Annotated in this window: 11 protein-coding genes and 1 tRNA gene; 6 read left to right on the forward strand and 6 right to left on the reverse strand. The window is 72.5% G+C overall.

Translation table 11 applies throughout. The features are described from left to right. Positions 1–151: 151 nt before the first annotated feature. The 5 genes from speB to WML84_RS08510 all read right to left on the reverse strand — a co-directional run bounded on the left by speB (position 152) and on the right by WML84_RS08510 (position 5741). Entirely contained in the window at positions 152–1111 is a 960-nt protein-coding gene (gene speB / locus WML84_RS08490; RefSeq protein ID WP_347345711.1) for an agmatinase, read from the reverse strand. Between the two features lie 146 nt (positions 1112–1257). Further along, the gene (locus WML84_RS08495; RefSeq protein ID WP_347345712.1) at positions 1258–2037 is read right to left on the reverse strand and encodes an HAD-IIB family hydrolase; all 780 of its coding nucleotides are present in this window, start codon (positions 2035–2037) and stop codon (positions 1258–1260) included. A 61-nt stretch (positions 2038–2098) separates the two neighbouring features. Continuing rightward, positions 2099–2172: transfer RNA gene (locus tag WML84_RS08500), tRNA-Pro, on the reverse strand. A 60-nt stretch (positions 2173–2232) separates the two neighbouring features. Then, positions 2233–3165 (reverse strand): metallophosphoesterase, encoded by a 933-nt coding sequence (locus WML84_RS08505; RefSeq protein ID WP_347345720.1) that lies wholly within the window; start codon positions 3163–3165, stop codon positions 2233–2235. Beyond that, complete coding sequence (locus WML84_RS08510) at positions 3165–5741, reverse strand: transglycosylase domain-containing protein (RefSeq protein ID WP_347345713.1); 2577 nt, start codon at positions 5739–5741, stop codon at positions 3165–3167. Before WML84_RS08510 ends, WML84_RS08505 begins: the two co-directional genes overlap by 1 nt. 74 nt (positions 5742–5815) lie before the next feature. Between WML84_RS08510 and WML84_RS08515 the strand changes: the two genes are divergently transcribed. Both WML84_RS08515 and WML84_RS08520 read left to right on the forward strand, forming a co-directional pair. Further along, on the forward strand, positions 5816–6034 hold the full coding sequence (locus WML84_RS08515) for a hypothetical protein (protein ID WP_347345714.1): 219 nt from the start codon (positions 5816–5818) through the stop codon (positions 6032–6034). A gap of 1 nt (position 6035) precedes the next feature. Further along, the gene (locus tag WML84_RS08520) at positions 6036–6503 is read left to right on the forward strand and encodes a RidA family protein (protein ID WP_347345715.1); all 468 of its coding nucleotides are present in this window, start codon (positions 6036–6038) and stop codon (positions 6501–6503) included. A gap of 142 nt (positions 6504–6645) precedes the next feature. Here the strand turns inward: WML84_RS08520 and acs are convergent, their stop codons facing one another. Continuing rightward, positions 6646–8613, reverse strand: coding sequence for an acetate--CoA ligase (gene acs, locus WML84_RS08525; RefSeq protein ID WP_347345716.1), 1968 nt, complete (start codon positions 8611–8613; stop codon positions 6646–6648). Positions 8614–9015: 402 nt separating this feature from the next. Here acs and WML84_RS08530 point away from each other — a divergent pair, with 402 nt between their 5' ends. The 4 genes from WML84_RS08530 to WML84_RS08545 all read left to right on the forward strand — a co-directional run. Further along, positions 9016–10083, forward strand: coding sequence for a TadA family conjugal transfer-associated ATPase (locus WML84_RS08530; RefSeq protein WP_347345717.1), 1068 nt, complete (start codon positions 9016–9018; stop codon positions 10081–10083). Next, entirely contained in the window at positions 10080–11132 is a 1053-nt protein-coding gene (locus tag WML84_RS08535) for a type II secretion system F family protein (protein WP_347345718.1), read from the forward strand. Before WML84_RS08530 ends, WML84_RS08535 begins: the two co-directional genes overlap by 4 nt. 158 nt (positions 11133–11290) lie before the next feature. Beyond that, positions 11291–11446, forward strand: coding sequence for a DUF4244 domain-containing protein (locus tag WML84_RS08540; protein ID WP_347345721.1), 156 nt, complete (start codon positions 11291–11293; stop codon positions 11444–11446). Further along, on the forward strand, positions 11443–11651 hold a 209-nt coding region (locus WML84_RS08545; protein WP_347345719.1), incomplete at its 3' end, for a TadE/TadG family type IV pilus assembly protein. The genes WML84_RS08540 and WML84_RS08545, both read left to right, overlap by 4 nt.

Genomic DNA, 11651 nt, shown 5'->3' on the forward strand with positions numbered 1-11651 from the left:
CGCGTCCGGTCACTGCGCTCGCGTCCGGTCACTGCGCTCCAGCACCAGGAGTCGGAGCCGGACCAGTGAGTCGACGCGTCGGCATCCCGTCGGAGACGGCGATCGCCGGCGTCCCGTGGGGAGCGCCGGCGACGGCCGTGCCGCGTGCGGACTACGCCGTGGCGTTCTCCTCGTGCTTGAGCGCGAGGAGCGACACGAGGTCGTAGGCGATGTGCGAGGCCGCGACGCCGGTGATCTCGGCGTGGTCGTACGGCGGGGCGACCTCGACGACGTCGGCGCCGATGATGTTCAGGCCCCGGAAGCCGCGCAGGATCTCGAGGATCTCGCGGCTCGTGATGCCGCCCGCCTCGGGCGTCCCGGTGCCCGGGGCGTGCGACGGGTCGAGCACGTCGATGTCGATCGAGATGTACAGCGGCCGGTCGCCGATGCGGTCGCGCAGCTTCGCCACGACCTCCGCGACGCCCTGGTAGTAGACGTCCGAGCTGGTCACGATGCCGAAGCCGAAGCGCCGGTCGTCCTCGAGGTCCTTCTTGCCGTAGAGCGGGCCGCGCGTGCCCACGTGGCTGAGCGCCTCGGTGTCGATGATGCCCTCCTCGAACGCGCGGCGGAACGGCGTGCCGTGCGTGTACTCCGCGCCGAAGTAGGTGTCCCACGTGTCCAGGTGCGCGTCGAAGTGGAGGAGCGCCACGGGGCCGTGCTGCTTCGCCGCGGCCCGCAGGAGCGGCAGGGCGATCGTGTGGTCGCCGCCGAAGGTGACCAGGCGCGTGCCGTCGCGGGTCAGCTCGGTCGCGGCATCCTCGATCGTCTCGATCGCCTCGCCGATGTTGAACGGGTTGACGGCGATGTCGCCCGCGTCGGCGACCTGGGCGATCGCGAACGGCGACACGTCGAGCGCGGGATTGTACGGGCGGAGCAGTCGCGACGCCTCGCGGATGTGCGTCGGACCGAAGCGCGCGCCGGGACGGTACGAGACGCCGCTGTCGAACGGGACGCCGGCGACGACGATGTCGGCGCGGTCGACCTGGTCGAGCCGGGGGAGTCGGGCGAACCCGTCACGGCCGGCGTAGCGGGGGATCTTCGAGCTGTCGACGGGACCGATCGGCTCAGCCATCACAACCTCCATGTGCGTCGAGGACGATGCGGGATGCCTCCCGGCATCTCGCGACGGAGCGGCGTCGGCCACGGACCCGGGGACCGCGACGAACGCACGCCTTCACCGTATCGCGAAGCCGTGCCCCGTGCGGCGGGTGAAGCCGGTCAGTCGCGCTCGGGGAGCGTCGGGATGAGGCGCGCGAGGAAGTCCGCGGTGTCCTCCCAGCCGGTGACGGCCTGGCAGCGGACGCCCATCGCGAGCACCGGGTAGTCGTTGCCGTGCTCGTCGAGACGGTCGCCCACGAAGAGCATGTCGGAGAGGGGGATGCCGGTCTCGGTCACGAGCTGGTTCATGCCGTAGGCCTTGTCGATGCCGCGGTGCGTGATGTCGACCGAGGTCGAGCCGCCCGAGCGCACCTCCAGGTCGGGCAGGAGCGGGGCGACCGCGTCGCGCAGCCGGTTCTTCTTCTCTCCGGTGGGGTCCCAGGCGACCTTCGCCTCGAGCGGGGCGAACTGGCCCAGGGCCGAGAACGTGATCTGCGACCCGCGGTCCTCGATGGCGTCGCCCCACGTCTCGGTCGCCCACAGGCCCAGGCGGCGCGCCTCCCGCTCGACGGCGTCGATCGCGCGCGCCTTCTCGTCGTCGGTCAGCGGATACGCATACATCGTGGTGAGGCCGTCGGCGGCGATGCGGTAGTACTGGGTGCCGCACGTGGGCATGATGTGCACGTGGGCGAGGGTCTCCGCGGGGGCGGGGGGCAGCTGACCGACGACCTGCGTGCGGAACTGCCCGAGCTGCGCGCCGGAGATGATCGCGACCTCGACGCGCTCGGCGAGGCCGATCAGCAGGTCGGCGATGCGCGGCGAGATCGGCGCCTTCGACGGGGCGAGCGTGTCGTCGAGGTCGAAGGCGACGAGGCGCGGCGGCGGCGTGGACGAGGACATGGCGGCTCCGTGCGGTGTGGGTACGAGAAGGGCTCCGCCCGCGGCGGAGCCCTCCTGCGAGTCGGGGTGACAGGATTTGAACCTGCGGCCTCTTCGTCCCGAACGAAGCGCGCTACCAAGCTGCGCCACACCCCGTGGCAACCCTCCGAGTCTACCCTGTCGAGGCGCTCGCACCGAATCGAGGGCGGGATCCGATCACGACGTGGCGCGCAGGACGAGGACCGACGCCTCGGGCCGGCAGCCGAAGCGCACCGGCGCGTAGATCGAGTGGCCGAGCCCTGCGCTCACGTTGAGCGGCACCGTGCGTCCGTCGTGCGACCACGTGCTGAGGCCCCGGGCCTGATCGAGCGGGATGTCGCAGTTGGCGACGAGGGCGCGGGGCGAGAACGGGATGCGCACCTGGCCGCCGTGCGTGTGTCCGGCGAAGAGCATGTCGGCGCCCAGCTCGACGAAGCGGTCGAGGACGCGACGGTAGGGCGCGTGCGTCACGCCGATCGTCAGCACGGGACCGGACGCCGGACGCAGCCGCTCGATCGCCGCGGGGAGGACGTCGAGCTCGTCCCAGTCGCGGTGGGCGTCGCTGACGCCGAACGCGTCGATGCGGAGGCCCCGCACGTCGAGGGCGGCCGCGCGGTTGTTGAGGTCGGCCCAGCCCAGCTCGTGCGTGAAGAACGAGTCCATGGCCGCGGTGTCGAGGGGCTGCGCGCGCTGCGTGCGCTTCGACGGACCGCGGAAGTAGAGCAGGGGATTGCGCGCCGACGGACCGACCACGTCGTTGGAGCCGTGGACGAACACGCCCGGCACGCCGTGCAGCGGGGCGAACGCCCGCCGGATGCCGTGGAGTCCGTCGGCGTGGCCGAGGTTGTCGCCCGTGTTGACCACGAGGTCGGGCTGGACGAGGTCGGCGACGCGGGCGATCCAGTCCTGCTTGCGACGCTGCCAGGGCGCCATGTGCGCGTCCGACAGGTGCAGGACGGTCAGCGGCGTCGAGCCCGGGGGCAGCACCGCGAGCTCGTGGCGGCGCTGCGTGAACAGGAACCGCTCGATGCCGATGCCCCAGATCGTCGCGCCCGCGCCGATCGCGCCCACGGTCGCGACGGCGGCGAGGGCGGCACGCTGCGCGGCGATCACGGGCAGCTGTCGCGCTGGTAGTGGACGGTGATCATCGCGTTGCGGTTGACGACCGCGCCGGCACCGGGATCTGTGCCCGTCACGACGCCGGGACCGGTGGCGCCGGCATCCTGCGTGCACTGTCTCTCGACACGTCCGAATCCCGCCGATCGCAGCTCGGACTCCGCCGCGGACGGCGTGCCGCTCACCGACGGCACCGCGATGCCGACGCCGTTGCTGGGCCGGATCACGACGGTCGTGCCGGGGACGACGCGGCCGGCGCCGGGCTCCTGGGCGATGATCGTGCCGGCAGCCTCCACGCCGTCGACCTCGCCGCCCACGCTGACCTCGAAGCCCGCGTCGGAGAGGGTCTGCGTCGCCTGCTCGATCGACATGCCGATGACGCTCGGGAGGTCGGCGTACACCTGCCTCGTGAGGTCGCGGTCGGGCGACGGGAACTCGTCGCCGCCGTACTTGGCGTTGGCGGCGCGCTGCATGTCGGGCCAGATCGTGCTGCGCACGCGCGACAGCTGATAGTCGTTGACCCAGTAGTCGTCGAGGGTGGCGTGGCCGGACACGTTGCCGACCCACACCACGGTGGCGACCTTCGAGCTGCCGCCGTCCATCCAGGTGTGCTCGTACTCGTGGATACCGGTCTTGCCGAAGATCGGCACGCCGTCGTGCGTGCGGGCGTCGACGCCGGTGCCGTTCATGACGCCCTGCAGCGTGTAGGCCGCGGTGGCCGCCACCTGCTCGCTGATGACGCGCGTGCAGGTCGTCTGGGGGAGCGGCAGGTCGACGCCGTCGGCGTCGGTCACGCGGTCGATCGCCTTCGGCTGGCACAGGATGCCGCCGGCCGCGATCGCGGCGTACGCCTCGGCCATGTCGAGCGGGGCGACGTTGGCCGAGCCGAGCACGTCGTAGGCGACGTTCAGGTCGTCGAGCGGCCCGCCGTCACCGCGCATGACGCCCATCTTCATGGCGACCTGGTTGGTGCTGCAGACCGAGATCTGCTCGGCCATCGCGAGGAAGCCGGAGTTGAGCGAGTCGACCGTGAACCGGTAGACGGAGCCGTTGTAGCCCGGGTTGTTCTGGAAGTTTCCGATCGAGCCGGGGGAGTTGGCCGCGCGCACGGTCTGGGTGGCGCCGTCGCACGTCTCGATGCGCTTCGTGCCCGTGCGGCCGTTGAGCTGCTCGTTGACGGAGTGGCCCTGCTCGAGCCAGTTGATGAGGCTGAACACCTTGTACGTCGAGCCGGCCGGGTGGCCGATGCCGCCGCCGTTCTGCTCGCGGACGTTGTAGTTGACCGCCGTGTAGTTGCCGTCGGCGGCGAGGACGTCGGGATCCTGGCTGTACAGGCGGTTCTGCACCATCGACAGCACGCGACCGGTGCCCGCCTCGACCTGCACGCCGGACGTGCCGAGGTCGAGCTGGGGGTCGGTGGGCGGCATGATCGACATCGCGTTGAGCGCCGCCTGCTGGAGGTCGACGTCGAGCGTCGTGTACACCTTGAGGCCGCCGCGGCGGAGGGCGGCGGCGCGGTCGTCGGCGGTCTGGCCGAACGCGGGGTCGTCGGTGATGATCGTGCGGACGTAGTCGCAGAAGAACTCGGCGCCGCCGGCCTGCTGGCACCCCGATCCGCGCGGCGTGATGTGCGGCTCGATGGGGGCGGCGATCGCCTCGTCGTACTCGGCCTTGGTGATCTTGCCGTCCTTGTACATGCGCCACAGCACGTACTCCTGGCGGTCCTTCGTGTCGGCGTAGCCGTCGGCCGCGCTGTTGTGGCCGACGCCGTTCTTGTCGAAGTAGGTGCCGTCCGGCCGGTCGAGGCGGTAGGTGTTGGGCTCCTGCACCATGCCCGCGATCGCGGCCGCCTGGGCGATCGTGAGGTCCTTCGCGCTGACGCCGAAGTAGTACTGCGCGGCCGCGCCGATGCCGTACACGGTGCCGCCGAAGTGGGCGATGTTGAGGTACCCGATCAGGATGTCGTTCTTCGAGTACTGCTTCTCGAGCTGGATCGCGTAGCGCATCTCCTGGAGCTTGCGCTCGATGCCCTGCGCGCCGCTGGACACCGTGGTCTGCAGGAAGCAGTCCTCGACCTCGTCCTGGGTCTTCGCCTGTCGCTCGCAGCTCTGCTGCAGCACGTTCTTGACGTACTGCTGCGTGATCGAGGACCCGCCGCGGGTGTCGTTGCCGCGGATGTTGCTGACGACGGCCCCGATGGTGCCGAGCAGATCGATGCCGCCATGGGAATAGAAGTTCTTGTCCTCGCTCGACAGCAGCGCGTCGTAGACGACGGGCGCGACCTCCTCGGAGGTGACCGGGATGCGGTTCTGGTCGTAGAACTGCGCCAGCGTGTAGTACTCGCCGGCGCCGTTCTTCGCGAGGATCTCGGTCGGCAGCATGAGCTTGTCGATCTCGAGATAGCTCGGCATGTTGTCGAAGACCGAGATGGCGCTGGAGGCCGCGTAACCGGAAACCGCGATGGCCGGCGTCACGGCCGCGGTGACGAGGATCCCCGCGACGGCGCTCAGACCCACGAGACCGGCGAGGCCGCCGGCGACGCCGCCAGGCGTCCGTTTCGATTCAGGCATAGGGTTGATCGTAAGGGAGATACCTGAGCGCGGGCTCGGGGCTCCCCGTGCCGCGACGATCCCGGGAGCCTTCGATGACGACGTGGGAATACCTCACGACCCCACTGCTGATCCACAACACCGCCGCCATCCTCAACAACTGGGGCAAGCAGGGGTGGGAGCTCGTCCAGGTGGTCCCCGGACCCGAGGGCGGGCTGGTGGCCTATCTCAAGCGTCCGTCCGGCGGCGGTGCCGCCGCCAACGCGGGCCTGGATGCCGCGGCTCAGGCCGCCCGTCAGTTCGAGGAGCGCTGACATGACCATCTCGCAGAGACTGACCGAGCTCGGCATCGAGCTGCCCGAGGTCGTGCCGCCGGTGGCGGCCTACGTCCCGGCGAAGGTGCACGGCGACCTCGTCTACACGGCCGGGCAGCTGCCCATGGTCGCGGGCAGCCTCCCCGCCACCGGCAAGGTGGGCGACGGGCCCGGGCTCGTGCCGCCGGCCGACGCCAAGGCCTACGCGCGCCAGAGCGCGCTGAACGCGATCGCCGCCGCGGCCGCCGCCGCCGGCGGCGTGGACCGCCTCGGCGGGGTCGTGAAGGTGACCGGGTTCGTGGCATCCGTCCCCGAGTTCACCGGGCAGCCGGGTGTCATCAACGGCTCGAGCGAGGTGCTCGGCGAGATCTTCGGCGAGGCCGGCCGCCACGCGCGCTCCGCCGTCGGCGTGCCGGTGCTGCCCCTGGACTCGCCGGTCGAGGTCGAGGTCGTCTTCAGCCTCGTCTGACGAGCGCCCCGCCCGCTGAAAGTTCGCGGGCAGCCTCGGTCGACGACGCCGACTCACTGCCTCCGGTCCGAGTCACTGTGCGACACCACGGTGACTCGACGGTTCGGCAGTGACTCGGCAGATGTCGAACGGATGCCGGGGCTCAGCGCACCTGTGCGCTGATGACGTTCATGACCGCGGCATCCGCCAGCGTCGTCGTGTCGCCGATGTCGCGACCCTCGGCGACGTCCCGCAGGAGTCGCCGCATGATCTTGCCCGAGCGGGTCTTGGGCAGCTCGCCCACGATGTAGACGTCGCGGGGGCGCGCGATCGGCCCGATCTGCTCGCCGACCCAGAGCCGCAGGCTGCCGGCGAGACCCTCGGGGGAGTGCTCGGCGAGGTACGACTCCTTCACGATCACGAACGCCACGACGGCCTGCCCGGTCGTCTCGTCCGACGCGCCGACCACCGCCGCCTCGGCGACGGCCTCGTTGCCGACGAGGGCCGACTCGATCTCGGTGGTCGAGAGGCGGTGGCCCGACACGTTCATGACGTCGTCGACCCGGCCGAGGAACCACACGTCGCCGTCGCGGTCGAGCCGTGCGCCGTCGCCGGCGAAGTAGTATCCGAGCCGCTGGAACTTCTCCCAGTACGTCGCGACGAACCGCTCCGGGTCGCCCCAGATGCCGCGCAGCATGCTGGGCCACGGCTCGGTGATGACGAGCAGGCCGCCGTTGCCGTTGCCGACGTGCGTGCCGTCCTCGTCGACGACGTCGACCGAGATGCCCGGGAGGGGCACCTGGGCGCTGCCGGGCTTGGTCTCGGTGACGCCGGGCAGCGCCGACACCATGATCGCGCCGGTCTCGGTCTGCCACCAGGTGTCGACGATCGGCGTGGTCTTGCCGCCGATGATGCGGCGGTACCACATCCACGCCTCGGGGTTGATGGGCTCGCCCACCGAGCCGAGCAGCCGCAGCGACGACAGGTCGAACCGTCGCGGGATCTTGCGGCCGATCTTCATGAACGAGCGGATCGCCGTGGGGGCGGTGTAGAGGATCGTGACGCCGTACTTCTGCACGATCTCCCACCAGCGGCCCGGATGCGGGGTGTCGGGCGTGCCCTCGTACAGCACCTGCGTGGCGCCGTTGGCCAGCGGCCCGTAGACGACGTAGGAGTGGCCGGTGACCCAGCCGATGTCGGCGGTGCACCAGAACACGTCGGTCTCGGGGCGCAGGTCGAACACGTTCCGATGCGTGAACGTGCACTGGGTGAGGTAGCCGCCGGAGGTGTGCAGGATGCCCTTGGGGCTGCCGGTCGTCCCCGACGTGTAGAGGATGAACAGCGGCTGCTCGGCCGGGAAGGCGGCCGCCTCGTGCTCCGCGGAGGCGGCCGGCACCACGTCGTGCCACCACAGGTCGCGGCCGGGCGTCCAGTCGACCTCGTTGCCGCCGCGGCGGACGACGAGCACGTGCTCGACGGTCTGCTGCGGGCCGAGCCCGCCCCGGTCGCCGAGCGCGAGGTCGACGGCGGGCTTGAGCGCCGACACCTTGCCCTTGCGGTGCCCGCCGTCGGCGGTGATCACGACCTTGGCTCCGGCGTCGTCGATGCGCGAGCGCAGGCTGTCGGCCGAGAAGCCCCCGAAGACGACCGAGTGGACGGCGCCGATCCGCGCGCACGCGAGCATCGCGGCGACCGCCTCCGGGATCATCGGCAGGTAGATCGCCACGCGATCGCCCGCCGCGACGCCGAGCCCGATGAGGACGTTCGCGACCCGCTTCACCTCCTCGGTGAGCTCCGCGTAGGTGACCGCGCGCGAGTCGCCCGGCTCGCCCTCCCACAGCAGCGCGACGCGGTCGCCGTTGCCGGCCTCGACGTGACGGTCGAGGCAGTTGTAGGCGACGTTGAGCTCGCCGTCGCCGAACCAGCGGGCGAACGGCGGGTTCGACCAGTCCAGGACCTCGGTGAACGGCGTGTGCCAGTGCAGCGCCCGCGCCTGCGCGGCCCAGAAGCCCTCGCGATCGGCCGCGGCCTGCTCGTAGAGGTCGGCGGTCGCGACCGCCTGCGCGGCGAACTCGGCCGATGGCGCGAAGCGCCGGGTCTCCTCCAGCAGGTGGTCGATCTGGCTGCTCATACGACGCGCTCCCTTGCGGTGTGATCGGCTCGGAGGCGCGCCGACAGGCTGGTGGCACGCGGGTCTCCACCGCCGATAGTAGGTCGTGGGCGGGGCGGATGCCACGACGTGCGCGCGTCATGTTTGAAACCGAGCGCTGTGCCGCGTATGCTGAGCGGCGCCCGAACTCAGATTCAGGCGTTGCAGCAACCCGATCTCCACCCCCCTGACGGGGTGCTGCTGCGGCGGCATCCCATTCCCCCCCATGGGATGCCGCCCTCTTCTTTCTTCCGGGCTCGTCAGGGAATCGCCCGGGGGACGACGGCGCCGCGGACTCCTCCACAACGGGGCGATCGCGCGGGCTCTCCACGGATCGCGGATTCCGCGCTCGACGACGGATGCGAGGCGCATACCGTCGAGCGCATGTCCGAGCCCTTCGTCGTCCGGCCCCGCGACGGCGGTCCCGTCGCCACGGCGTCGCGTCGCGAGCGCCGGGGCGCGTCGCCCGCGGCCCCGCTGCCGCATCGGGCCGTCGCCGAGCCGCGCCGTGCGCGGCGTCCGTTGCCCGACCACGCCGTGCTGGCGCCCCTGCGCGCGCACCTGTCCGACCCCGACGTCACCGACGTGTTCGTCAACGGCGCGCACGGGCTGTTCGTCGATCGCGGTCGCGGCGCCGAGCACGTGGCGGACTGGCGTGCCGACGAGGCGGAGGTGCGGGCCCTCGCGGTCGCGCTCATCGGCATCGGCGGCCGCCACCTCGACGACGCGACGCCGTGCGTCGACGTGCGCTGGGAGCACGGCGCGCGCGTGCACGCGGTGCTGCCCCCGGTGGCGTGCGGCGGCACGGCGATCTCCATCCGGCTCCCGGCGACCGGCATCCCCTCTCTCGACGAGCTGGCGCATCGCGGCATGGTCGACGACGTCATGGTCGCGCGGCTGCGACGCCTCGTCGCCGAGCGCGCGAACGTGCTCGTGACCGGAGCGACCGGCAGCGGCAAGACCACGCTGCTGGCCGCGCTCCTCTCGCTCGTGCCGACGGGGGAGCGCATCGTCACGATCGAGGACGTCGCGGAGCTGCGGATCGCGCACCCGCATCACGTGCGGCTCGAGGCGCGCCAGGCGAACCTCGAAGGCGCGGGCGCGGTGCCGCTCGCGCGCCTCGTGCGCGAGGCGCTGCGGATGCGGCCGGATCGCCTCGTGGTCGGCGAGTGCCGCGGCGAGGAGGTCCGCGAGCTCCTCACGGCGCTCAACACCGGGCACGACGGCGGAGCGGGCACGGTGCACGCCAGCGGCATCCGCGACGTGCCCGCCCGGCTCGAGGCCCTCGGCGCCCTCGCCGGCCTCGACGACCACGCGGTCGCGCGGCAGGTCGTGAGCGCGATCGGGGCGATCGTGCACGTGGAGCGGCGGTCCGACGGCATCCGTCGCGTCGTCGGCATCGCCCGGCCGGTCGTCGTCGCGGGACGTCTGAGCGTGCGGGAGCTGGCGTGAACGGGCGGGATGCCGCGTCCGCGCCCCCGCGCCGTCCGCGCCCCGTGCTCGGGCTCCGCCGTCGGCCGTCGTCGGGGGAGGAGGGCGCCGCGGCGGATGCCGAGGGCGTCGCCGCGTCGGTGCAGCGGATCGCCGTGCTGCTCCAGGCGGGCATCGCGCCCCGGCGCGCGTGGGAGCACCTGGCCACGAGCGGCGATCCGGCCGCGCGCACGGCCGTGACCCGGATCGCCGACGGAGCCGCGCTCGGCGACGCCATCGCCCGCGGGGGCGGCGCGTGGTGCGACGTCGCGATCGCGTGGCGTGTGGCCGAGATCGTGGGCGCGCCCCTCGCGCACAGCCTGCGCACGATCGCCGAGGCGCTGCGCGAGGCGGAGGCCTCGCGCGACGACGTGCGCGTCGCCCTGGCCGAGCCGGCCGCGACCGCGCGGCTCATCGCGTGGCTGCCGCTCGTCGCGGTCGCCCTGTCGGCGGCTCTGGGCTTCGACGTCGTCCGGACGCTCGGTCATCCGGTCGGGGTCGCGTGCGTGCTGGCCGGCGCCATGCTCATGCTGGCCGCGCACCGTTGGACGGCGCGGCTCGTGCGCCGCGCGCAGCCGCCGTCGGCCGTGCCCGGCCTGCGGGCCGAGCTCGTCGCCGTGGCCCTGACCGGCGGCGTCTCCATCGATCGCGCCCTCGCCGTCGTCGATGAGGCAGAGGAGGCCGTCCGTGCCCTCGACGTCGAGGCCGGACGCGCCGATCCGCGGCGTGCGCCGCGTCGGCGGAGGTCGGCACGGAGCGACGCCGTCGTCTCCACCGATGACGACCTCTCGACCGACGTCCCGTCGATCCTGGCCCTCTCGCGCACGGCGGGCGCTCCCGCCGTCGAGCTGCTCCGCGGCGCCGCGGCCCTCGACCGCCATCGGTCTCGCACCGAGGGGCGCCTGCGCGCCGCCCGGTTGTCGTCGCGGCTGCTGCTGCCGCTCGGCGTGTGCACGCTGCCGGCGTTCCTGACGCTCGGCGTGGCGCCGATGCTCCTGAGCGTCGTGAGCTCGAGCGTGCTGACCCTCTGAAACGTGCCCACCGTCCATCCGCGAGAAGGAGCATCCCCATGACCGACACCCACCCCTCACGCCCCGCGGCCTCCGTCGGGCCGACCGCGACGAGCGGGTCCGCCGCCGCACCCCGACCGACGGTCCTCCCTCGGCTCACGCGCCGCCGCGCCGCGCGGCTGCTCGCCGACGAGTCCGGCGCGGCCACCGCCGAGTACGCGATCGCCACGATGGCGGCGGTGGCGTTCGCCGGCCTCCTCGTCATCATCATGCGCAGCGACGAGGTGCGCGGCATCCTCACCGACCTGGTGCGGCGCGCGCTCACGGTCGCATGATCCGGCGCCCGCTCGGCGAGCGCGGCCCGACCGGATGGCGCCACGAGGGCGGATCGGTGACCGCGGAGCTCGCGGTGGTGGTGCCGGCCGTCGTCCTCGTCGTGCTGCTCGTGGTCGCGGCGCTGTCGGCCTCCGCCGTGCGCGTGCGGCTGGAGCACGGCGCCGCGCAGGGCGCACGGCTCGCCGCGCGGGGCGAGAGCGACGA

Origin of the sequence: Microbacterium sp. (assembly GCF_039812165.1) — a bacterium.
Lineage (GTDB): Bacteria > Actinomycetota > Actinomycetes > Actinomycetales > Microbacteriaceae > Microbacterium.

Coding starts and splice junctions, on each gene's coding strand:
- WML84_RS08495 (WP_347345712.1), bottom strand. CDS start 2,037: ATGTCCTCGTCCACGCCGCCGCCGCGCCTCGTCGCCTTCGACCTCGAC.
- speB (WP_347345711.1), bottom strand. CDS start 1,111: ATGGCTGAGCCGATCGGTCCCGTCGACAGCTCGAAGATCCCCCGCTAC.
- acs (WP_347345716.1), bottom strand. CDS start 8,613: ATGAGCAGCCAGATCGACCACCTGCTGGAGGAGACCCGGCGCTTCGCG.
- WML84_RS08515 (WP_347345714.1), top strand. CDS start 5,816: ATGACGACGTGGGAATACCTCACGACCCCACTGCTGATCCACAACACC.
- WML84_RS08530 (WP_347345717.1), top strand. CDS start 9,016: ATGTCCGAGCCCTTCGTCGTCCGGCCCCGCGACGGCGGTCCCGTCGCC.
- WML84_RS08520 (WP_347345715.1), top strand. CDS start 6,036: ATGACCATCTCGCAGAGACTGACCGAGCTCGGCATCGAGCTGCCCGAG.
- WML84_RS08510 (WP_347345713.1), bottom strand. CDS start 5,741: ATGCCTGAATCGAAACGGACGCCTGGCGGCGTCGCCGGCGGCCTCGCC.